The organism is Bacteroides sp. Ga6A2, assembly GCF_000702225.1.
GTDB lineage: Bacteria > Bacteroidota > Bacteroidia > Bacteroidales > Bacteroidaceae > Ga6A1.
Map to the genome: position 1 here is coordinate 1 of NZ_JNKX01000001.1, position 22528 is coordinate 22528.

Sequence of the window (22528 nt, forward strand, 5' to 3'; positions counted from 1 at the left end):
TGGACGTGAGCAAGTGAATGGCTGTGAACCAGTATAGCAGTGGAAGGTTGCTGCCGTGCATAACCGTGCCCGACCTGAGGGTAGTCTCATGTCCGCACTTGGCACACATCCAGCGTTTGTGGCAACGGTTCCAGTACTGTTTCTCGCAGCCACAGCGGCTGCACTTTATACCTTCTTTTTCGCGAGTTTCCTTGAGGTACTTCTCACAAGCTTCCTCGCTGTCGAAATGTTTTGCAAAATCCAACAACTTCATTTGACTATGATTTTTTTCAATTGCAAAGATAACACATTTGGGGATATTGCGGATTATCATTTTACTTTTTTCATATACGACTTTCTTGTACTCATTTTTTTTCTTAAAACCGAAATTGCTGCTCTAACTCCTTTTGTTTGCTACCGATGATTTCCTCGTTACGCCGAATTTGTCGCCAGACTTATGTTCGCTTGCTACCAAAGGGGCTCAGTTAAGCCGAATTTCCGAATTCGGCTTGGGTAAAATTGGGAATTTGCAATTCCCACCGCTGAAAAAATCCATAACGAGTATGTACCGTTTCTATGCGTAACATCTTGTCGCTGAACGACAATGCAAGTTACAAACTCGCGTTTATTGCTACTCTTTTACATCCTCGAAGATGTGAAGGGTATCACAATTATCATGAACAAAAATTAGCCCATTGTTATAAAATGGGATTCTTGTTGTATTGCCTCGTAAATATCTGCCTTTTCCCGTTTGTTCTGGGGTGAACAATCTATGTGCAAACACAACTTCTTTTTTATTGTAATTATATACAACAAATCCCGAAGGCATACTATCGACATGATAACGCTCTAGCCAAAAAGTTATATAATCACTTTGGAAACCTGTGATACCACCAAGGCTATCTTCCTTGCCATTATCATAGTCATAATCAATTGAGTAGGGTGTTCTTTCAAAAACTTCAAGAGTTTTTGCATCTACGAAATTCAAAAAATCATTGCCTTCTTTATCACTCGTCACAACCAGAATGTGATTGCTTTCAAGATTTAAGTATGCATCACCTATATCACCTATATCGCAATGTGGCAAATCTGTATCTTCTTCGGAATCGGAAAATGCCTTTATAAGTTTGCCAGTATTCACATCTATGGCAAGGAGAATCTCATGTCCGTCATACTTCGATTTCACCCAAAGTTTGCCACCACAGACACCTTCAATAAGCTGCAGGCTTATTTTTGTATTGAAGTCTGGCTGATAGTCACGTTGCCACATAATGCTGCCATCCCAATCGTAGCGAATGATAACATTTCTGTTACTTTGCTTGCAAAATATCATGTTGTTGAAGACCTCGCGTACATCGGGATAATCCTTTTCGAATATCTTATTACCAGTTTCAATATCAACAAGATTGGCATAACGTATATTGTCATCACTCCTAAATGTAAAAACATTATTGTAGCGAATATTTGGTTCTCTGCGTATACAAAATGTATTCTTTACTACATTCAACAATTCACCATCTTTGCTATACAACCTAATGTCATAATAACTGTTGCCATCCTCTGACTCTGTCTGAACAACAACCTTATCATCATAACTACAAACAGAAATAGCCTCGCATATCGGAATCTCCTTGCCTCCAATATAAAGCATGGACTTTCCATCACCCACATTTGTTGCGTACGCTCCAAATCGGGCATCAAAATTGTAATATTCAACGTTCTTTACAACCTTAGTTTCTTTCCACATAGTCTTATGTTTTTTTCTTTTTGCAAAGCTATCCAAAAATAAAGAGGCGGCAAAGACATTTACATTTCTTAACTTTTGAGGGGCAGAAGTAGGCATAAAAAGTACGGCATCTTAAACAATACCGAAGTATTGTAAAAGATGCCTACTTGGATTTATATAAGGTAATGTGTCTATTTTGTGTTACTTGAGATTCTTTAGTTTTACTTATTTGCGTTTTCTGTTTTCTCGGTTTTCTTGCCGTTCTTTTTGCCGTGAGGGACGTTTATCTTTCCCGGGTTCTGTCCGTTTCTGCCAAAGGCAAAGGCGTTGGCATTTCGGTACATTTTCTCAATCTGCTTCTGGTTCAGAATCTTCGAGAAATCTTTGTAATACTTCTCTTTGATGTCGAGAGCCTTGCGTTCGTTGGCGAAACTCTCCTTGATTCTTTCGGCAATCTGCTCCTCGGTCATCTCTTGCTTTGCCTCCTTAGGATTGTTGCCGTCGCGCTTCATTCGTCTTTCGGGGCGTACAGCCTGTAGCTCAGTAAGATACTGTTTGTAGAGCGGAATGAACTTCTCGCTTGTCTTGTCGTCGAGCAGAAGTGTTTCTGACATCTTCTTGGCTCTTTGTTCTGTCATCTGTTCGGCCGATGGTCTTTCGCGCATCTGTCGTGCGTTGTCGTTCTTCTGTGCGTTTGCTGTGATTACTGTAACGAATGCAGCAGCGAGGAAAAAAAGTCTTGTCTTCATTGTTGTTAAAATTTAGTATTGTAAAAAATGTAGATTTGTTTGCTTTAACTGCTGCAAAGATATAGGGAGAAAAATCCTAAGCAAATGTAAAATCCCTAATTATCAGAAGGAAAATCCCCATTTCTGTTTTTTGATGAAACAGAAACAGGGATTCCTCAAAAGAAAATTGTCAACTGTCCATTGTCAATTCTGAATTTTCAACTTTCAAGTTTAAATTTTCAACTTACAAGTTCCAGCTCATGCCAGCCATAAGGTTGCGCCCTGTTGTAAGCGGAGCGTTGTAATAGTAGTACTTAGGCTTGTAGCCCAGCAGATTGTCGAGCGCAAGGTTGAGGCTGATGCCCTTGGCAAACTGCTGCGACAGACTGATTTTCCAGAGCGAGTAGGCTGGATATTCGATGTAGTACACAACGTATGATGTTATGTCGAGTTCCTTGTTGTTCAGGGCCGACAAGTATCTGCCGCTTAGAGTTGCCGTAAAATCGTATTTCTTGCAGAACTTACGGGTGTAGTTCAGTTTGAATGTGGCAGAATGTGGTCGCGCCGGCAGATAAGGCGTGAGGCTCGTGCCTTTCGACTCCTCTCTTGAATAGGCATAACTCAACTTTGCGCCCAGTCCGCAAGCCCATTGCGCCTGTGCCGTTAGTTCGCCTCCGTAGATGCTCAGGTTGCTTATGTTCATGTACTTCATGTATTGCTGATTGCTTTCGGCATCGGTTTGTGGCGACGACGTTGTTATGCGGTTGCTCACCTTGTTATAGAAGCCCGTAACGCTAAGCGTGTAGTGGCTCAGGTAGAACTCTGCCGAGGCATTGAAGTTGTGGCTCGTCTCGGGCCTCAAATCCTTGTTTCCGCGGATGTAGATGCTGCCTGTGCCGAGCATGTCGAAGTTCATGAAACGCTCTTTCAGGGTAGGCGTGCGGAATCCTTCGCCATACGACACGCGGAATGTCTGACGGCTGCTTGGCTTGTAGCAGATGCCTAGTTTGGTTGTGGCACGACTCGTCTTCCCGTTGCTGAAATAGTCGAATCTTACCGCGCCTATTATTTCCCATTGGCGGTTTATCTCCCAGTCGTCCTGCACAAAGACGTTGGCTGATTTCTGAACCTTCGCCCCGTCGTCGAACTGATAACTGCTAAGATAGTCGCGCATGAACTCGCCTCCTGCGGTAAGCGTGTTGCGCGTGCCGAACGAGTGGTTGTAAAGTCCGCGCACAATGTTCTGCACGTTGCTGTAGTCGCGAATGTCGAGTTTCGCCAGTTTCTGAAAATCGCTCTTGTCGTACTGGTCGAAACTGTACGAAACCTCGATGTCGTCATTTTCAGAAATGCGGTATTTGGCGCGCAGACCAGCCGAGTAGTCGCGATAGCGGTCGGGCAGAAGAAGGTTGAAGAGCCTCTCTCTGAAGAAATATCCGGCTCTTGCCGTTATCTTCAGTCCGTCGCAAGGCTTTAACACAAGATGGTCCTTGAAGTTCCATGTTCTGCCGCCGTACACGCTACTAACGATGTTCGACGACAGACCGCCCTCGGCGCTGTGCACATCGTAAGTGTCTATTCTTGTGTGCTGTATGCTCAGGGTGTTTGTTGCCATGCCTTTGCTTATGCCGATGCCTGCGCCATATCGTTGCTCGTTGTGCGCCGCTATTCGCGCGTTGGCGTTTATCTTGAATAGCGATTTCTGTTTGTCCTTAGTAATGATGTTTATAACGCCGCCGTTCGCGCTCGAGCCGTAGAGGGCCGAGGCTGCGCCCTTAACAATCTCTATTCGCTCAACGTTGCTCATGTCTATGCGCTGAAAATCGGTATTGTCCATCGTCTCGCCGGCAAGCCTCTCGCCGTCAATCAGGAACAACACGCCCTGACCGCTGAAGCCAGCCATGTTCATGTTTACCTGCTGACTCATGGAATAACTGAACTCAACGCCCGGAATCTCCTGCTGAAGAAGGTCGCTTATGTTCGTTGCATCGCTCTCTTTTATGTCCTTTGCCGAGATAAGACGCGTCTGGATAGGCGTTTCGGCAAGAACCTTGAGCGTGCGAGTGCCAGTAACCACAAACTCCTCCATCTGCACAGAGTCGGCATATTCGGTCTGCGCGCCTGCGTTGGCTGCAAATGCAAGCAGACAGGCGAGCGCGATGTATTGTCTTTTATTCATACGGATAAATGTAGTCGATGGTTAGATATCCCTTCAGATTGTTAGGGCTGATATAGTTGGCAAGATGCAGAGCCGCCATCGTTCCGTCGTGAAGACGCACGATGTAGACCTTTCCCGAAGGATGATATGTTGGCGGCGGAGTGGTGATGTCCATCACCAGCCATTTGCCCAAGACAGGGTTGCTGAGGCTGTTCTGATAGCCTATGTTGTAGGAGAGCATCCCCGAAATGTCGGTCATCACGCTGTTCTCGTTCCACACATCTTCGGTAAAGACAACGTTACTGAATTCCGATGCCGACGGAAGGTCGTCGAGCGATGTGAATTCTGTCTCGTATGCGCCGCCGTCCTTTATTCGGGAGTCGAACTTATGCACGGCAAAGTCCCAGTCCGACGGCTCGGGCATGGCATCGGTCTTGACAAGTTTCCTGAACGTGTAGGTGTCGTTCTTCAAATCTACTTCGTGATACGTTATGCCCGATTTGCCGTCCCATTCGCCCGTTAGCAACGTAGGAACATCCATAGCCGTAACGCTGCGGTCGTGCAGGTTGATGTAATGCCATTTGTCGAATGTCGAAGCATTAACGACGATGCGTCCGCGGCGGGTCGAAGGGTTGTATTCGCCCTCCGAGACGTTGCCCTCCGAAGGCTCGTCGTACACTCCGTCGAACAGTCCGTTGCACGATGATAACAGAAGAAGCGACAATGTTATTGCCGCTCCTTCTATAGTATTTGTTATTTTTTTGTTCCTCATTATTTTGATGTGAAAACGACTGTGATTACCATCGGCATCTTGCCAGCCTTAACGTTGAGCTTAACGTTTGCCTTGCCGTCTTTTACAGTTCCCGAAACAATCTCGCCTGTTATTTCCATTGTCTCGGCCTTTGCTGTAAACTGCATTGGCTTCATGCTTATTGTGCCGTCCTCGAGTTCCTCAATCTCGATGTTCTCGATTGTGAAGGCAGGGATTGTCATCGAACTGTATGTAACGGCATCGATTGTAGCGTTGATGTGGTTCTTGTCTGCTGCAGTAACGGTGATGTTCTGCTCCTTGCTTCCGAGAGACTGAGTCATCATCATGAGTTCTGCATCGCCCTTGTATGTGCCTGCAATCTTCTCAGCCAGAGTAAGAGGCTCTGAAACGTAGTTGAGTGTAAGAACGAATGGCATTGAGCCAACCTTTGTCATCTCGATGCTGAATGTAAGAACGCCGTTGTCGATAGAACCTTTGTAAGTACATTCGATGTCGAAAGAACCGCTCTTTGACGTTGTAGTCTCTTTTTGCTCGAAAGTGATTTTGCCGTTAGAGTTGCTTGTAACCTTTGCGCCCTTAACGCTGAAAGCCTCGAAAGTGATGCTCTTTCCGCCAGTTGTAGGACTCTCGAATCGGTCAATGTCAATATCGATGGTTTTGTTGTCGTTGTTAGTAGCTGTTGCTCCAACTGCGATAGGGTTGTACTGTATGTCCATGCCGGCAACGCTTGGAGTAATCTTGCCGTTGAACTTTGTAGTTACAACTCCTGCTGCTGGAGTATCGTCGTCATCGTCGCTTCCGCATGAAACGAATGTAGCTGATGTAATAACCATGAAGATAGCCATCAGAATGAATTTCAGTTTGCTCATTTTATTATTAATGTTTTTTAATTTGCAGGTGCAAAAGTAAACAGATATATTTATATACACAATCCTTATTTTTAGGGATGTATTGTATAAAAATATTGCTAATTTAATTCTTGTTTATCGGTGTTTTGCCCATCGATGCTGCCTTTTTCAGCATAAGGTCGAGGGCGGCATCGTGCTCGTTCGGAATCTTTCCGTCGAGGATGGCATTCTTTACCGTATCCTTCAGCGTCTTAATCCACGGACCGGGAGTCTCGCCGAAAATCTCCATTATCTCGTTACCGTCAACCGGCGGCTGGAAGTTGCGTATCCGGTCTTTCTCCTCCAAGTCGACAAGTTTCTGCCTTACAAGCTTGAAGTTATCGAGGAAGTGCTGCTTTCTGGCTTCGTTCTTGCTTGTGATGTCAGCCTCGCAGAGCATCATAAGGTCGTCGATGTCGTCGCCAGCCTCGAACAGAAGTCGGCGTACTGCGCTGTCGGTAACCTCCTCGTCGGCAATGACGATAGGGCGCATGTGCAGACCAACGAGTTTCTTCACATACTTCATCTTCTCGTTCATCGGCAGCTTCATGTTCCTGAATATCTCGGGAATCATCTTCTCGCCAATATAGTTATGGTTGTGGAATGTCCAGCCTATGTTGTTCTCCCATCGCTTGCTGCGCGGCTTGCCTATGTCGTGAAGAAGGGCAGCCCATCTAAGCCACAGATTGTCGGTGTGCTTGCTGATGTTGTCGAGCACCTCGAGCGTGTGGTAGAAGTTGTCCTTGTGGGCGCGTCCGTTGCGCACCTCAACGCCCTGAAGCGAAACAAGTTCGGGGAAGATGATGGCAAGCAGTCCGCAGCGGTCAAGCTCAACAAAGCCTTTCGAAGGGATAGGCGAGAGCATAATCTTGTTAAGCTCGTCGATTATGCGTTCTTTTGATATTATGCTTATGCGCTCCTTGTTGCGCTCCAAAGCCTCGAATGTCTCATCTTCGATGAAGAAGTTAAGCTGGGTGGCAAAACGGATGCAACGCATCATGCGCAGCGGATCGTCGCTGAACGTGATGTCGGGGTCGCATGGTGTGCAGATTATCTTGTCTCTGAGGTCGAGAATACCGTCGAAAGGGTCGACAAGTTCGCCGAATCGCGGTTTGTTAAGGCTGATAGCCAGAGCGTTTATGGTGAAGTCGCGTCGCAGTTGGTCGTCTTCGAGAGTTCCGTCCTCGACGATAGGCTTGCGCGAGTCGTGGCTGTAGCTTTCCTTGCGTGCGCCAACAAATTCGACCTCCGTCTCGTGCCGCTCGCCGTTTATCTTTTCTGAGAACTTAACCTGAGCCGTTCCGAAGTTGCGGAAAACCGATACGTGGGCTCTCTTGCCCAGTTTCTTGCCTAACGCTTCGGCAACCTTTATTCCGCTTCCCACCACAACCACGTCGATGTCCTTCGAAGGACGTTCAAGGAAGATGTCGCGTACGTATCCGCCTACGACATAACACTCAACGCCAAGTTCATCGGCAGTCTCGGAAATGGTGTGAAAAATGGGAAGATCGAGCTTCTTAACAAGTTCTTCTTGAGTGAGTTCTAACATACGTTTTTGTTTTGCGGCTGCAAAAATACAAAAAAATGTGCATATACGACTCACTTTGCCATTCTTAGCATCATAATTCGCGAAGCATGCTGCGGTCAATCTCCGGTTCTCGCTGCTTTGGCTGAGGTTTTTTGGCTTGCTGCGGCTGCTGCTTTATGCTTCCCGGCGCAACCACCTTGATTTTCTTTGCCGGCGAGGTTATAATCTTCTCCTCGATGCGGTATTTAGGCTGGCTGAAGAAGCCGAACGGGTCGAATGGGTCGACAGTCTGGCTCTCTACCACTCGTACCATAACCTTCAGCTTTATCTGCGGAATGGTAATCTCGCCCTGCTTGTTAGGTGCTTTTATAAGATACTGATACCAGTTTAGCGTTGTGTATTTTCTGCCGTTCACGATGTCCCAGCCCTGTCTGCGCGTCAGTCTGTTTACAGGCTGCTTCAGCCCCTTGTAGCCCTTGAACGTAGGCTCCTGAACGTCGAGAATCTCCTGCAAGTCGTAAGTCGAGTAGATTCGGTAGTTTATAATCATGCTGTCGCCCGCGGCAATCTTGTGACTGTTGTACTGAACATCAACAAAGACCTCATCGTCAGAGACCGTGCTCTTTTCTGTCTCTTTCTGCTTTTCTTGCTTTGGCGCGGGATTTATCTGGATTGCTATCGGATGCGAGAACGACATGGTCGAGTCGGTCTTGAATACAATTGCCGGAATGGTAGTGCTGCCCTTCTGGATGGCTTCGAGAATGTAGGTGTAAATCTGCGAATATTTTTCCACTCTCTTTCCGCCCTGAACGGATATTGAACTTTGGCTGCTATGCATCGGTCCCGAAACAATCTTCATGTTTTGCACGTCGCCATCTTCAAAATCGAACGAAACATTGTCTTTCGTCTGTACTTCGAATCTAAGGTGAATCTTCTGCCCAACGCAGACAACGCTGTCGCTAACCGAGGCTTTTACGCTGAACGAAACTCTACGAACCGTTGCATCTATCGCCCTAACTGGCAAAATTCCTATCAGAATGACTAAGATTTGGCAAAAAATGTATTTTATCATCGTTGATATATAAAAACGGAGCAAAATTAAACTTTTTTTTATAAAGGCAAATGCTAAGGTTACAGAAAAGAATTTTTTTGTTACATTTGCAATGTTGTTTCTTTTAAAAATGTAATTAAAAATAATGGCAAAGCAAGAAATTATCATTTCAGAGAATCTTGAGCAGAGTATTGCACACGCAGTTGAGAAGTGTCCGCACGACAAGTTGTTCGTCCTTACGGATGTCACCACAAGGGAATTGTGCTGGCCCATGATTGAGAAATTCGAGTGTCTGAAAGATGCAATACACATCGTTATCGGAGCAACCGACGTGCACAAGAATCTCGAAACAATAGCCTCGGTATGGAAGCAGATGGGCGACAACGGCGGAACACGCCACTCGCTTATGATAAACCTCGGCGGAGGAATGGTTACAGACCTTGGCGGCTTTGCTGCATCGACCTTTAAGCGAGGCATAAATTACATTAACATCCCTACAACGCTGCTGGCTATGGTCGACGCTTCGGTTGGCGGAAAGACTGGCATCAACTTTAACGGACTGAAGAACGAGATTGGCGTGTTCAGCCCGGCATCGTCGGTTCTTCTCGATACCGAATTCCTGAAGACACTCGACGCGGCAAACATTGCATCGGGTTATGCCGAGATGCTGAAGCACGGCGTGATAAGCAATACCGAGAACTGGAGTGAACTTCTTAACTTCGACCTTCAGAACGTAGATTACAAGCACTTGCAGCAGATGGTTGCCACAAGTGTTGCCATAAAAGAAAGAATTGTTGAGGAAGACCCGTTCGAGAAGGGTATACGCAAGGCTCTGAACCTTGGCCATACAGCCGGACATGCCTTCGAGAGTCTGGCTCTTGAAGAAAACCGTCCTGTCTTGCACGGATATGCCGTGGCGTGGGGAATGGTGTGCGAACTCTATCTGAGTGCCGTGAAGACCGACTTCCCGAAGGATAAACTCCGACAGACGGTAGACTACATTAAGCAGTACTACGGAACGTTCGCGTTCGACTGCAAACAGTACGACCGGCTCTACGAACTGATGACGCACGACAAGAAGAATACCGCCGGCATCATCAACTTCACGCTGATGGGAGAGATTGGAGACATCCGCATAAATCAGAGCGCAGACAAGAAAGAGATTTTCGAGATGCTCGACTTTTTCAGAGAAACAGTTGGATAACAAGACAACTTTTCAGAACTCAGCATCAACAACCTGTAAGGTAAAATCATGGAATTAACGATATATCAGTATTCATTCCTATTGTTCGGCCTTTTCAGTCTGGCTCTGGGCTTGACAATGCTTGTGTGTTGGCCTACCGGAAGTTTCAAACTGAGCAAGTACCGCGACTCTAAGATTATGTTTGGCGTAACGTTTACGGCTATAAGCGTCGGAAACTGCTTCAGAATGTACAACTCAGCCTTCGGCGAGACGCCGCAGGTCTATGCCGACTTTCTGTCGCCATACGTTATCTCGCTGATTCTCATGTTTATAATTCTCTTCGGATATTCCATTCTCGCGCTCTACCGCTCCGAGCATATCGGTATAAGGACTGCGCTTGCCGACGTGGGCATTACCGCCGTTGCCATCTTGGTCTACTTTGTTCACGAGCGCAACAACATAATGGAGATTTATGATTTAGACTATTTCCTTACGCATATTGGCGAGTTTGCGATGTACTGGCGAGTGGTGATGCTTGCCGTGGCTGTATTCCTGTTCCTGAAATATGCCATTCTTATCGAGTCTACCCGAAAGAAGTTCAAGGAGATAATCGACATGTTCTTCTCCGAGGCAGAGAGATACAGCCTTCCGTGGGTGCGCTCGGCTTTCTACGGGGCGATTATGGTGGGAATTCTGGCTATCGTGTGCGTGGCGGTAAACTCGCAGACTCTGTTCGTGTTCTTTGTTGTTGTGCTGCTCACATTCATGTTCATCTTCGTGGTTTCGTATCTGATGTATCCGATAACATATTTCGACATCAGTTCGGTAATCGAGGCACCCGAAAGTCTGAGGATGAGACTTGAAGAGGAGATGGGCTCGACCGAGAAGATTGACGAGAAGATTGAGAAGTGGAAGCAGAGACGCGGCTACACTCAGTTTAACATAAATGTGGTGCGCATGAGCGAGGATGTGATTTGCTCGCAGGTTGCCATTCTCAACTACTTGAAGAGAGCCAACATAAGTTTCTACGACTGGATTGGCAAGATGCGTATGCAGGAGGCCAAGAAGCGCATGCTCGAAGAAAAAAAGAATACCGACTTGGGCGACTTGTCGTTCGAACTCGGCTATTCCTCATATCACGTTTTTGTGAGAGAGTTTGTAAAGCGCGAGGGCACAACGCCTTCGCAATGGATTGAAAAGAACACAAAGTGAAACTAAAACATATTATTAATTTCAAATTATTTTTAATTTACAATTTTAATTATGAAAAGGTTTGTTACGTCGTTTTTGCTGATGACCGTAGCGGCTTTTGCCTTCGCGCAGAAGGTGAACGTTACAGGCTCGGTAATCGACAGAGAAACGAAAACGGCTGTGCCTCAGGCTACTGTGCAGTTGCTCAACCCAAAAGACAGCTCGTTTGTGGCTGGTGCGGTGAGCGGAAATGACGGCCGTTTTTCGGTTCAAGGTGTGAGTATTGGTAACTACGTTGCAAAGGTATCCTTCATCGGATATGTTACGCAAACCCGAAACGTTAGTGTAACCGCCGAGAAGCATCACATCGGCAGTTTCAGAATGGCGGTCGATGCCATAATGCTGAAAGAGGCGGTTGTTACGGCTCAGGCAGCAAAGGTTCAGGTGGTAGAAGATACGGTTGTGTATAACGCCGCTGCCTTCCGTATTCCCGAAGGCTCAGCCCTCGAGGAACTTGTGAAGAAACTGCCGGGAGCGAAGGTTGCCGAAGACGGCTCTATCACCATCAACGGAAAGAGCGTTTCTAAGATTATGGTCGACGGAAAGGAGTTCTTCAGTAGCGACACAAAGGTGGCAATGAAGAATCTGCCTGTCGAGATGGTAGAGAAAATCAAGGCTTACGAGAAGAAGAGCGACCAAGCACGAATCACAGGCATCGACGACGGCGAGGAGGAGACTGTTCTCGACCTCACCGTAAAGAAAGACATGAAGAAAGGCTGGTTCGGAAACTTCGACCTCTCTGCCGGAACAAAGCACAGATATTCGGAGAAGCTGATGGTTAACCGATTCCGCGACAATCAGCAGATTTCGGTATTCGGCTCGGCAAACAATACGGGCGACCGCGGTTTCGCTGGCGGCGGATTTGGCGGAAGCAACGGTTTGCAGGCTAACAAGAACATCGGTATAAACTATGCTCAGAGCACTAAGAAACTCGAGGTTGGCGGAAACGTGAGATACTCTCACACCGACGGCGATGTTAAGAGCGACACTTATTCAGAGCGTCTGTCGGCTGGAACAACGTCTTATTCTAAGTCGCTGTCGTCAACGCTCAATTGCAACGGCTCTTTCGGAGCTGACTTCCGCCTTGAATGGAAGCCAAACGACAACTGGAACATCTTGCTTCGCCCTACATTCTCTTATTCAGAGAGCGAGAGCACAAGACAGTCATCATCGGCTACATTCAAGATTGGCCCTTACGAACTAACCAACGACCCTCTGGAGGATGTAACCAACGAGTCTATAGCATGGGGCGAAACCGACCGTGTGAACCGAAACATAAGCAAGTCGCTTTCTACCGGCAATAACCTGAAGGTTGGAACAGATGCCCAGATTAACCGCAAACTCGGCAAGGAGGGCAGAAACATCACGGCACGAGGCTCAATCTCATATTCAGACAGCGAGTTGGAGCAGTACGACAACTCTCAAATCAACTATTTCCAGCTTCGTAACTTTATGGGACTTGATTCTGTTTATTACAGAAACCAGTACTATAACGCACCAAACAGCCAGTGGACTTATTACGGTCAGATTGGTTACAGCGAGCCTATCTTCAAGGGCGGTTACTTGCAGCTTACATACCGATACACATACAAGACTCAGGACAACAGCAAGAATACCTACGATGTTGCCGGATATACTGGTGAGTTCGGCTCTCTGCCAACTGGATATGCAAACTCGCTTGTAGATACGCTCAGCAATTCGGCTGAATATCGCAACTATATCAACGACATCACCATGATGTTGCGCATTGTAAAGAGCAAGTTCAGATTCAACATCGGAGCGGTTCTTCAGCCACAGAGCAGTAACATGCTCTACACAAAGGCAGGAAAGAACTACGACATAAAGCGAAATGTTACGAACTTCTCTCCACGAATGGACTTCAGATACCGATTCACAAAGACGCATCAGCTCAGACTTACTTATCGTGGAAACACAAGTCAGCCGTCAATGACTTATCTGTTGCCTATTACCGACTATAGTAACCCTACAAACATCAAGTTTGGTAACGCAACGCTGCTGCCATCGTTCACAAATAACTTCCGTTTGATGTATAACAACTACAACACGAGCAAGCAGAGCAGTATTGTAGCCTTCATCAATGCAAGTTTCAGCAAGGACGATGTGGCTCGTACAGAACTTTACAACAGCACAAACGGTGTTACTTACACGGGCTACGACAACATTAACGGTAACTGGAACGGAAGCGTGAACCTTAACTACAACGTGGCGTTCCTCGACAACAAACTTACGCTCAACTCAAGTTCTTCGGCAAGATACCAGAACTATGAGTCGTATACAGGCGAGATTTCGGGTGTAGATGTGTCTGACATTGATTTCTACTCAATGGGCAAGTACTGCAAGCAGTATTCAACACAGAACTCAACGCTGGCTGAACGCTTGTCGTTTGGCTACCGAAACAATTGGCTCGATGTAACGGCTAACGGAAGCATCAACTACTCTCACTCGGAGAGCGAGGCGCAGAAGAATAGTAACAACCAGAATATCTACGATTATTCGTATGGCCTGAATGTCAACTTTACCTTGCCTTGGTCAATAACCTTGTCGTCGGATATCAACAACAACTTCCGCCGAGGCTATTCGGAGAGCAGCATGAACACCAACGAACTTGTGTGGAACGCTCAAGTGTCAAAGAATTTCCTGAAGGGTAATGCGGCAACCATCACGTTGCAGGTGTTCGACATCTTGGGTAAGCAGAGCAATCTGTCGCGCTCAATCTCGGCAACAAGCCGTCAGGATTCGCGCTACAACTCGATAAACAGTTATTGTATGCTCCACTTCATCTATCGCCTTAACATCATAGGAAGCAAGGCTGCACGCGACAAGATGCGCGAGCGTTACGGCGACTTCCCAACGGGCGGCAGAGGCGGCGGTCGTCCAATGGGACCTCCTCCGGGTGGCGGACGTTTCTAAGGATATTTACAGAGGTCGAATCATGTAGATTCGACCTCTGTTTTTTATGTGTTTTGGAAGGGGAGAGCAGAGGCGTTTTCTTATGCTATGTAAGGCATATTTGGATAAAATCCAAACAAATAATTCGCTCAAAAATGACAAAATCCAAACAAAAAAATCGCCGATTTTTGACAAAATCCAAACAAATAATTTGTTAAAATGTGACAAAATCCAAACATATAATATGAATCTCCCACACAAGCAAGTTTTTTTGTTGGCAGAAGATTAGTAAAAGCCACTTTCTGCGTTTGATAACTTTTGCCCAACCAACGTTGACGGTTCGACCGACTTCTTGTTTTGTAGCGTTATGCTGATGCTATTGCAAATATTTCTCTAAAATTTGCTTCTTCCGTTCTGCACATCCTTCCATAACTGCCTTTGCCTTGGCTATTTCTGCTTCGTAGGATTCGATTTTAGAAACGATGCGTTGCTGCTCAGCGAGCGAAGGAATAGGGATATGAATGTTCTTTATATTCGATAAATTCAAAATGTCATATTGTTGTAAATCTTTTACAAATACATTATATGAAGAGCGACACATATAGAAAAGAAATAACTCGTTAAGTTCGTTCTTGTTATTTACCCGCAATCCCGCAATATTTTGATTCGTTGTAGTTTCAAATTTTAGAAAGGCAGTTTTCCCTTTTGTTGCACCTACTAATGCAATTAAGGTCGTACCTTCTGGAAACATTTTTGCGCTTGAATGATTTAATCCTTCTTCTGTAATAAATTCATTAGTTGAATAAACAAAATCACCTTTGCAAACTTCAGATTTAACCCAAGGTATAGTTCCGTTAGACCAATATGAAACAATCTTTTTAGATGGTGTTCCTCCTGAATTTATATCGCACACATCTCCCAATCTTTTTATTTCACCTTTCACTGCGTTCGTCACTTCTGCGATCTTCTCTTTGTATTCCTCAATGCTCATTCGGCTGTCGTTGTATTCTTCATCAACCTTTTTACATTCAGAAACGATTTGGGCTTGGATGTCAAGAGGTGGGAGAGGAATTTTGACATCTTTCAAATACTTGAAATGACGTTCATATTTGTCTTTATTGTCTATGTCAACAGAACAAAGGAATTCATAAATGTACTTCAGATTCTGATTGTTTACTTTGATTAGTTGCGTCCCGTCAGCACCTCTCACGAACTCAAAATCCACATATTTGAATGTGCAACTATGGTCGCCAAAAACGATCAATGGCAAATCTGTGATTACTTTTTGTTCCTCTGTATAACCAGTAATGAAACTACTAGCTTCTTGTGTTATTACTGGAATTGAACCGGATGACAAAATGTCTTCTTTAGCGACTTTTGTTTGATTTCCTTCAACTTTCAAAAGCAAATCGCCCAGCCTTTGTAACGGATACTTACTCTTAATTTCAATCTTCTTATCAACAGTCAGTTTTATAGATTTGTCAAACTCGGTTCGGCTGAAATCAACCATATCCGACAAGTTGGCGAATGAAAGCAGTTCGCCCATTTCGCCGTTGAAATCCGATTTTATCTCCTCCTTGTTTTCGCCGAAAGAGAATTTGCGACATTGATTGTAAATATGCTTGCGTATGGCAAATGCAAATTTTGAGTTATCCCACGCGTCGTTAGGATTATAAAGTGGAGTGTCGATATATTTTATTGAGTTGATGGCTGTTGCGATTTCTACGTCGCTTTCATCGCTATCAGCGATGTCTTCGTTATTTTCCTTATGAGTTGTTTCATACTTTATGCCCTCATCGCCTTTACGATTGCTCCAATCGTAGCCCAAGAACTTCACAATCTGAGCCTTATTGCTCTTGTTGCCAACCTTGTCGGGCGGAGATTGAAGAATGGCTACTTGGTTGCTTTCTATCTGAATGAACGTATTGAGTTTGTCGTGTTCAATCTTCTTTGCAAAGGAAATAAACTGTCTTTCTTGTTCTTCCTCTGCCAGCGTTTTGTATTCGTCGCTTTTGCAAAAATCGTCAAAGAGCTTCTTAAATGCCTTACTGTTTTCCTTTACCTTATCATCGAAAAAAGATGAAGCCTTGAACCATTCCATTTGAATGGCTTTCTTTATAGGCGATGACTTAAATTTCAACTTGTAATCGGCAAATATCTCGTGTTGTTTAAGTGCTTCAGACAATTCTTCATCTTGCATAAACTTGAAATACGACGATTTGTCGTAGCCTTGCTTTTGAATATAATTGTTAATTGCTTGATACGTTGTGTATTGGGTGTAATCCTTTTTGGCTTCGAATGTCTCTAAAAGTCCATGCGAATTCTTGTTCTTTACTCTTTGTGCAAAAAGTACAATAGTATTTGTGCCAGTTGAGCCAAAGGTACGGCTATTTAGGTTTACTATTGCCAAGATGTTGAAATTGGCAAACAACAGTTCTCTTGTCTTTATGTAAAGATTACCGTTTGAAAGAATGGAACTCGGTAACACTATACCAACAAGTCCATTTGAACGCAAAAAATGCTTTGTGCGCTCAATAAAGAAACATTCTATGCTGTTGTTTGCACTGTATGCTTTTTCTTCTATCGAATCTGTAAGGGAAAATTGCTTTCTGTCATCATCCGTCAGAGTATTCAAAAAGCCTTTCACGCTATATGGTGGGTTAGCAATAATGCAGTCGAAGCTTTCATTATCGAACCCTTGAAAACGTACCTCTTGCGTATTTAGGATACTAAGCGAGTCTTTGAAAACAATTCGTGCATCTTTGCTACCATTTATGATGGTTGCAATTTTAGCCACTTGGCTGAGTGTCTGGCTCTTCTCTATGCCGTATGCTTTGGCGGCAGGGTAGCTTTTTATAAACTCCGTAAGGAAGTGACCAGCACCACAAGCATAATCAAGCACCTTAACGTTTCCGGAATTAGGGAATTCGGGTAGGCATTTGATGATAAAGTTTACAATGGGAAGTGGAGTGAAAAACTGACCTTCCGTTTGGTGTACGTTCTTAGAGAGCAAACCCTCAAACAAATCGCCGAAGAAGTGGTTCGTTTCGCTGTTGCTTAGGTTTATGTCTTGTATAAGTGCTGCTATCTTGATGAGAATCTGGAAGTTCTTTTCGAAGTCTTCTTTGTTCTCAACATCTATAAAATTGAATTTCTTGATGTTGTAGAATTTGATTTCTTCAAACAACTCTTTGATGCCGGCGAAAAGTCCGTTCGTGACAGAGCGGTTTGTATCCTCGAAAATCTGTTTGATGTCGCTTTCCTCTTTGTTTACAACATCTACATTGAAGAGTTGTTTTTTGCCTTCTTGGTATAGCTTCAACAACCTGTTACAATATTCCTTTGGCGTGTCGCGAGTGATGCCTTTGTAGTAGAATTGCAAATCTTCGGGATTGTTGCGCTCGTCGGTAATCTTGCAGAGAAACAAATCTATCAGAATGTAGAACGAGTGTTCAAAGTCTGTTATAGCATGGTTGCGCAGTATTGTTGCAAACTCATGATAAATAGGGCGGATTTCGGCGTGCGAAAGCTCCTTCAAATCGGCAACAGTATATTTCTGTTTCCCAATGGAATATGCGGCAATATCTTTCTCAAACAATCCCTTTGTCTCGAATGATTTTGCATAGGTCTCACTCCACACATCAAAATATTTACCTTGAGCGTTGCTGAACGTTTTAGGGTTATTCAGTTCGTCGATGCGCTTTTTATTATCTTTCAGCGTGATAATATGATTTTTCAGAATCAATTTATCCTCAAAATCAGCTGCAAAAAGCACAAGGTTCTCGCAGAACCCAAGTTCGTTGACAAGCGGACCGAGGTAGCTGAATAGCTGTCCGCCATCTTTTTGCATATTGTTCCACTCGTGACTGAATTCACCGCCGTAGGTCTTGTTTTCAATCAGCACAAGTGGTTTATATTCTTTGTCGAAAACAAGAATATCGCCGTATGATGGCTTGTTTACATGTCCAACCTTGAAAGCAGGTTCAAAAACAATGTGTTTTGCTTCATATCCCTTTTCGAGCAGAAGATGAACGCAAACAAGACAGACAAAATTTTCTTTTGCCTTGAAGTCCAAAGTTGTGTCTCTGTGAATCACAAAACCTTTGGCTGGATTTTCTTTAGTGGGATATTCTCCGTTCTGAAAATTGTTATCTAATGGCGCGTATGTAATCTTCTGTGTTTTGAGATTGACCTCGATGCTTGCGCCATTGGTATATGTCTTTTTGTAAACTTTATCGCTTTCGGTAAAGCCAAAGTTTGTTAAAAGACTTGTCAGTTTTTCTACTGTTATCATAGTTGAACGTTGTGCTTTTAGCGTTCAGCCACTTATCGATGAATACAGATTCACAAACAAATACCTCTGAGCCGAAATAAAAGAAGCGCGGACTTCCCTTATTGCGCTCTGAGGTATTTGGCGTGACCTGCAATCACAAATAAGTTCCGTCCACGCCAAGGCGCGAACGTTCACTGAACTTATTCGTGTGATTGCATCTTCTAATCGCCAAATTTTCAGAGCATCTCGAATAAATAGCAAACGCTATGATTTTATCAATATGTTAAAAAAAATCTTTTCTTGTATAATGTTTAAATTTTTGTTGTTTGCAAAATTATGATTTTTTGCGGCATCGACAAAGGTTTGTAAGGAAAATATCAATAGTGAAGAATTGGTGGAATGTAAAAAATAAGAGATGATTTTAATGTTTATTTCCTGATAATGGTTAGGTGGTATAAAAAACTCCCTCGGAATTATTCTTCCGAAGGAGTTTGAAAATATAAACTGTTCTTGTTTTATTCTTCGCCTTTGTTCTTAAAGAAAGAGAAGTTTACGCTGCCGTAGTGGCGGTGCTCAACAAAGTTGGGATGCTCCGAAAAATCGTAGTCCTTGCCGTGTTCCAATACGAACAGACCGTCGTCTTTTAGCAGATTATGCTCGAATACCAAATCGGGAATCGTAGCAAGCTCTTTAAGCGCGTAGGGTGGGTCGGCAAACACAAAGTCGAACTTCTCGCCGCATCGCGTAATGTACTTGAATACGTCGCCCCTCAGCGGAAGCCATTGTTCTGCCTTCAGTTCCTTTGCAATCTTGTTTATGAAGGTGTAGTGCAGCGGCTCTTTTTCGACCGAAATAACGCGCTTGCAACCGCGTGAGACGAGCTCCAGACTTATGCTTCCCGTTCCCGTAAAGAGGTCGAGTGCCTCGCAGTCGTCTTCGAAGTCGATATATGCGCGCACAACGTTAAACAGATTCTCCTTTGCAAAATCGGTTGTTGGGCGTGCCTTGAACGAGCGCGGAACATCGAAATGACGTCCTTTTAGCGTTCCTGTTATTACTCTCATAAATAAAAAAACGTTATTGTTGTGGTGTGTAGAGCAGCAGAGTCTTTGCGTCGTATGCAACATCCTCTTTCTCCGCTATTTTCTGATTTTCGAACTCCATTGCCGGGTCAATCAGATAAACCTTTCTCACATATTTTCTAAGTTCGGTTAAGAGCCGTTTGCGGTCGCGCAGGTTGCCAACCAAGTGCATCTCGTCGTTCTCTTGGCTCAGTCCGAGCTGCTTCCAGATGTAGAGGTAGTAGTAGATGCTATCGTCGGTCTCGCGGTTTGGAAAAGTGTTGGTAAACTGAAGTCTGCCACGGTCGAACACAAAGATGTCGCTGCATCTCTCGTGCTGGTAGACGAACATCTTCAGGGTGCTGCCAACGTAGCTTTTCTCGAAGAAATGCTCGGCAACCGATGTCATCTGATGGTAGAAACGGCAGTTTGGATGATGCTCTCTTATAAGCTGCTCCGTATTCTTGTCTACCGAGAACAGTATTACCGCCTTGTTTTTTGGCAGTACGTTGTGCATCACCATTGTTCCTGTCTCTTCGGGATAGTTGTAGCAGAATATCTCTTCAGCCTTATCCTCGTCGAATTCTTCTACTGGAATGATGGTGTATCTCGAATCGCAGAGGATAATGTTAACCCTCTGGTAGTCGCGTTTCAGCACATCTTCGCTCTGGAAGGCGTTCTTCAGGTTTGCTGTAATCGAGATGGTCGATTTTGTGGCATACTGAATGTGAGTGAACGAATCCTCTTGCGAAGGAGTGTGTAGAAAAAAAGAAAATCCATCCGCTGAAAGGCGGATGGATAGACTATATGCTGTAATGTTATTACTCCCAGTTACCTGCATTGTTATTTGGAGATTCTACGTCACCAACCTTAAGGCCTGCAAACTTGCCTCCCTTCTCAGCCTTGTTCTTCAATGCGTTAAGCTCTGAATCGTTAAGACCGCTCAAGTATGTGTCATAATCGATGTCGCACTGGAACAAGTAAAGAGTAGTCTCAGTCTTTGAGTTGTACTGCTGACCAGTCTTCAAGTTGAACTTCTTGCCGTTTCCGTAAGGAACCTCAGCCAAATTGTCGATGTCTTTAATCTTAAGGTTCTCAGCAACTGAAACGATCATTGTATCACGCTTGATGAGACCCAACTTAACAGCCTTCTCCTCTGTCATTCCTGCCTCAAGCTGCTCATCTGTAAGAACGCCTTCCTTCTTGATTTCCTTAGTCTTAGCGTTCTTTACGAAATCGATTAGTGAGTCGAAATCCGCTGTATAGTGACGGTTGTGAGCCTCGGCCCATGCAACTTCTGCACTACGGATATCAATAAGTTTCTTGATAATCGCTTTCTCTCTCAAATCCTTTGTCTCGCTGAATTCGATAGGAGCCTTGATGCTCTGGTAGCTGACGTATGCTAATCCTGCAACGCAGAGAACCAGAATGACATTAAAAACAGTTTTCATAATGTTATGTTAATTTTATTGTTTATATTCGTACCGCAAAAATAAGATAAATTTATTAAAACACCGATTTTTCGGCTGACTTTTTAATTGTATATGGACAATAATATCCAAATAGCGCTTCAAATTAAAGAAAAATTTTTATACCAGCCAACTTTTCAGCAGGAAAATGTAATAAAAAAGTTGGCCGAATTCCTGCGCAGCGGCGATGACGAGAGTGCGTTCATTCTTAACGGATATGCCGGAACAGGTAAGACAACGCTTATCTCGGCACTCGTAAAGGCTCTTGAGGCGATGGGCGTAAAGGTGATGCTCCTTGCCCCTACGGGAAGGGCTGCAAAGGTGTTTGCCCTCCATGCCGAACGCCCGGCTTTCACCATTCACCGCAAGATTTACCGCCAGCAGGTGCTCGATGCCGACGGCGGAAGATTCTCGCTTAACGACAATCTGCACAAGAATACGCTGTTCATCATTGATGAGGCTTCGATGATATCGCGAGCGCAGTCTGCCACGTCGCAGTTCGGCTCGGGCGCGCTTTTAGACGATATGATAAAGTATATCTACAACGGTCAGTCGTGCCGGATGCTTCTGGTAGGCGATACAGCCCAGCTTCCGCCGGTGGGCGAGAGCGAATCGCCTGCGCTCGACGCTCATGTCGTCGGCTCGTACGGATTGCAGGTGTACAGCGCGGAACTGAGCGATGTGGTGCGCCAGAAGAACGGCGGCGGAATTTTGTGGAACGCAACGCGCCTTAGGCAGATTGTTGCCGACGGCGGCGGAATGTCGCTTCCGAAGATAAAGTTCGAGGGCTTTGCCGACATCGTAAACGTGCGCGGCGACCAGCTTATAGAGAGTCTGGCAGAGAACTATCACAAGTATGGGCTCGACGACACCATCGTGATAACGCGCTCAAACAAGCGTGCCAACATCTATAATCAAGGAATAAGAAAGACGGTTCTCGACTACGAGGACGAACTCGCATCGGGCGATATGCTGATGATTGCCAAGAACAACTATTTCTGGACTCAGAAAGACAACTTCATAGCCAACGGCGAGATTGCCATACTGAGAAGATACCGAAGGGTGAGGGATTTGTACGGCTTCCGCTTTGCCGATGTAGAGCTGGAGTTTCCCGACCGCAACGACGAGGAGATGAGCGCCACCGTGTTGCTCGACACGCTTTGCAGCGAGTCGCCATCGCTCACTCCCGACGAGCAGGAAAAACTATTCAACGCCGTGCTCGAGGATTACAACGACATTCCGCTGAAGAGCGACAAACTGAAGGAGATGCGCAAGAGCGAATACTTCAACGCCCTACAGATAAAATATGCCTATGCCGTAACGTGCCACAAGGCGCAGGGCGGACAATGGAGCTGCGTATATGTTGACCAAGGTTACATGACCGACGATATGCTTACGCCCGATTATTTCAGATGGCTTTACACCGCGTTTACCCGCGCTACCGAAAAACTATTTCTGGTAAACTGGGCAAAGGAGCAGGTGCTCTGATACGAAATGAGCCGTGACAAACGTTGAAGTCTGCCACGGCTCTTTCTCATTTATGGAAAAAACA

Annotated in this window: 16 protein-coding genes; 4 read left to right on the forward strand and 12 right to left on the reverse strand. The window is 45.0% G+C overall.

The window, feature by feature from the left end:
* From T538_RS0100005 to T538_RS0100045, 8 genes are all read right to left on the reverse strand, one after another.
* Positions 1-253, reverse strand: a 253-nt coding sequence (locus tag T538_RS0100005) for a transposase (RefSeq protein ID WP_031533027.1), incomplete at its 3' end; no start/stop codon positions are given.
* Between the two features lie 357 nt (positions 254-610).
* A complete protein-coding gene (locus T538_RS0100015) occupies positions 611-1822 on the reverse strand; it encodes a hypothetical protein (RefSeq protein WP_031540252.1) in 1212 nt (403 codons plus the stop codon).
* Positions 1823-1926: 104 nt separating this feature from the next.
* Entirely contained in the window at positions 1927-2454 is a 528-nt protein-coding gene (locus tag T538_RS0100020; protein WP_031533023.1) for a hypothetical protein, read from the reverse strand.
* 223 nt (positions 2455-2677) lie between these two features.
* Complete coding sequence (locus T538_RS0100025) at positions 2678-4612, reverse strand: TonB-dependent receptor plug domain-containing protein (protein WP_031533021.1); 1935 nt, start codon at positions 4610-4612, stop codon at positions 2678-2680.
* The gene (locus tag T538_RS17455) at positions 4605-5363 is read right to left on the reverse strand and encodes an HmuY family protein (RefSeq protein ID WP_051655754.1); all 759 of its coding nucleotides are present in this window, start codon (positions 5361-5363) and stop codon (positions 4605-4607) included. The genes T538_RS0100025 and T538_RS17455 overlap by 8 nt, the downstream gene beginning before the upstream one ends.
* Positions 5363-6232 (reverse strand): calycin-like domain-containing protein, encoded by an 870-nt coding sequence (locus T538_RS0100035; RefSeq protein WP_031533017.1) that lies wholly within the window; start codon positions 6230-6232, stop codon positions 5363-5365. The genes T538_RS17455 and T538_RS0100035 overlap by 1 nt, the downstream gene beginning before the upstream one ends.
* A 103-nt stretch (positions 6233-6335) precedes the next feature.
* On the reverse strand, positions 6336-7799 hold the full coding sequence (locus tag T538_RS0100040) for a CCA tRNA nucleotidyltransferase (RefSeq protein ID WP_031533016.1): 1464 nt from the start codon (positions 7797-7799) through the stop codon (positions 6336-6338).
* A 70-nt stretch (positions 7800-7869) separates the two neighbouring features.
* Positions 7870-8850, reverse strand: coding sequence for a BatD family protein (locus tag T538_RS0100045; protein WP_031533015.1), 981 nt, complete (start codon positions 8848-8850; stop codon positions 7870-7872).
* Positions 8851-8974: 124 nt separating this feature from the next.
* Here T538_RS0100045 and aroB point away from each other — a divergent pair, with 124 nt between their 5' ends.
* From aroB to T538_RS0100060, 3 genes are read left to right on the forward strand one after another with little or no spacing between them, the layout of a single operon-like run.
* Positions 8975-10033 carry a 3-dehydroquinate synthase gene (aroB, locus tag T538_RS0100050; RefSeq protein WP_031533014.1) on the forward strand — a complete coding sequence of 353 codons (1059 nt, stop codon included), beginning with the start codon at positions 8975-8977 and terminating at the stop codon, positions 10031-10033.
* Between the two features lie 48 nt (positions 10034-10081).
* Complete coding sequence (locus T538_RS0100055; RefSeq protein ID WP_031533013.1) at positions 10082-11224, forward strand: AraC family transcriptional regulator; 1143 nt, start codon at positions 10082-10084, stop codon at positions 11222-11224.
* Between the two features lie 51 nt (positions 11225-11275).
* Positions 11276-14194, forward strand: coding sequence for a TonB-dependent receptor (locus T538_RS0100060; protein ID WP_031533011.1), 2919 nt, complete (start codon positions 11276-11278; stop codon positions 14192-14194).
* Positions 14195-14549: 355 nt separating this feature from the next.
* Here T538_RS0100060 and T538_RS0100070 read toward each other — a convergent pair whose 3' ends face one another.
* From T538_RS0100070 to T538_RS0100085, 4 genes are all read right to left on the reverse strand, one after another.
* A complete protein-coding gene (locus T538_RS0100070; protein ID WP_051655756.1) occupies positions 14550-18467 on the reverse strand; it encodes an N-6 DNA methylase in 3918 nt (1305 codons plus the stop codon).
* A 494-nt stretch (positions 18468-18961) separates the two neighbouring features.
* Complete coding sequence (locus T538_RS0100075) at positions 18962-19510, reverse strand: RsmD family RNA methyltransferase (protein WP_031533007.1); 549 nt, start codon at positions 19508-19510, stop codon at positions 18962-18964.
* 13 nt (positions 19511-19523) lie between these two features.
* Positions 19524-20348, reverse strand: coding sequence for a DUF3822 family protein (locus tag T538_RS0100080; RefSeq protein WP_051655757.1), 825 nt, complete (start codon positions 20346-20348; stop codon positions 19524-19526).
* Positions 20329-20958, reverse strand: a complete 630-nt coding sequence (locus tag T538_RS0100085; protein WP_031533005.1) for a hypothetical protein — start codon at positions 20956-20958, stop codon at positions 20329-20331. Before T538_RS0100085 ends, T538_RS0100080 begins: the two co-directional genes overlap by 20 nt.
* A gap of 93 nt (positions 20959-21051) precedes the next feature.
* Here T538_RS0100085 and T538_RS0100090 point away from each other — a divergent pair, with 93 nt between their 5' ends.
* On the forward strand, positions 21052-22464 hold the full coding sequence (locus T538_RS0100090) for an ATP-dependent DNA helicase (RefSeq protein WP_031533004.1): 1413 nt from the start codon (positions 21052-21054) through the stop codon (positions 22462-22464).
* The last annotated feature ends 64 nt before the right edge of the window (positions 22465-22528 follow it).

Bases quoted from the DNA above. Each gene is read 5' to 3' on its own strand.
- aroB (WP_031533014.1), top strand. From the start codon at position 8,975: ATGGCAAAGCAAGAAATTATCATTTCAGAGAATCTTGAGCAGAGTATT.
- T538_RS0100045 (WP_031533015.1), bottom strand. From the start codon at position 8,850: ATGATAAAATACATTTTTTGCCAAATCTTAGTCATTCTGATAGGAATT.
- T538_RS0100025 (WP_031533021.1), bottom strand. From the start codon at position 4,612: ATGAATAAAAGACAATACATCGCGCTCGCCTGTCTGCTTGCATTTGCA.
- T538_RS0100080 (WP_051655757.1), bottom strand. From the start codon at position 20,348: ATGCAGGTAACTGGGAGTAATAACATTACAGCATATAGTCTATCCATC.
- T538_RS0100085 (WP_031533005.1), bottom strand. From the start codon at position 20,958: ATGAAAACTGTTTTTAATGTCATTCTGGTTCTCTGCGTTGCAGGATTA.
- T538_RS0100015 (WP_031540252.1), bottom strand. From the start codon at position 1,822: ATGCCTACTTCTGCCCCTCAAAAGTTAAGAAATGTAAATGTCTTTGCC.
- T538_RS0100090 (WP_031533004.1), top strand. From the start codon at position 21,052: ATGGACAATAATATCCAAATAGCGCTTCAAATTAAAGAAAAATTTTTA.
- T538_RS0100020 (WP_031533023.1), bottom strand. From the start codon at position 2,454: ATGAAGACAAGACTTTTTTTCCTCGCTGCTGCATTCGTTACAGTAATC.
- T538_RS0100060 (WP_031533011.1), top strand. From the start codon at position 11,276: ATGAAAAGGTTTGTTACGTCGTTTTTGCTGATGACCGTAGCGGCTTTT.
- T538_RS0100075 (WP_031533007.1), bottom strand. From the start codon at position 19,510: ATGAGAGTAATAACAGGAACGCTAAAAGGACGTCATTTCGATGTTCCG.
- T538_RS0100055 (WP_031533013.1), top strand. From the start codon at position 10,082: ATGGAATTAACGATATATCAGTATTCATTCCTATTGTTCGGCCTTTTC.
- T538_RS0100035 (WP_031533017.1), bottom strand. From the start codon at position 6,232: ATGAGCAAACTGAAATTCATTCTGATGGCTATCTTCATGGTTATTACA.
- T538_RS0100070 (WP_051655756.1), bottom strand. From the start codon at position 18,467: ATGATAACAGTAGAAAAACTGACAAGTCTTTTAACAAACTTTGGCTTT.
- T538_RS17455 (WP_051655754.1), bottom strand. From the start codon at position 5,363: ATGAGGAACAAAAAAATAACAAATACTATAGAAGGAGCGGCAATAACA.
- T538_RS0100040 (WP_031533016.1), bottom strand. From the start codon at position 7,799: ATGTTAGAACTCACTCAAGAAGAACTTGTTAAGAAGCTCGATCTTCCC.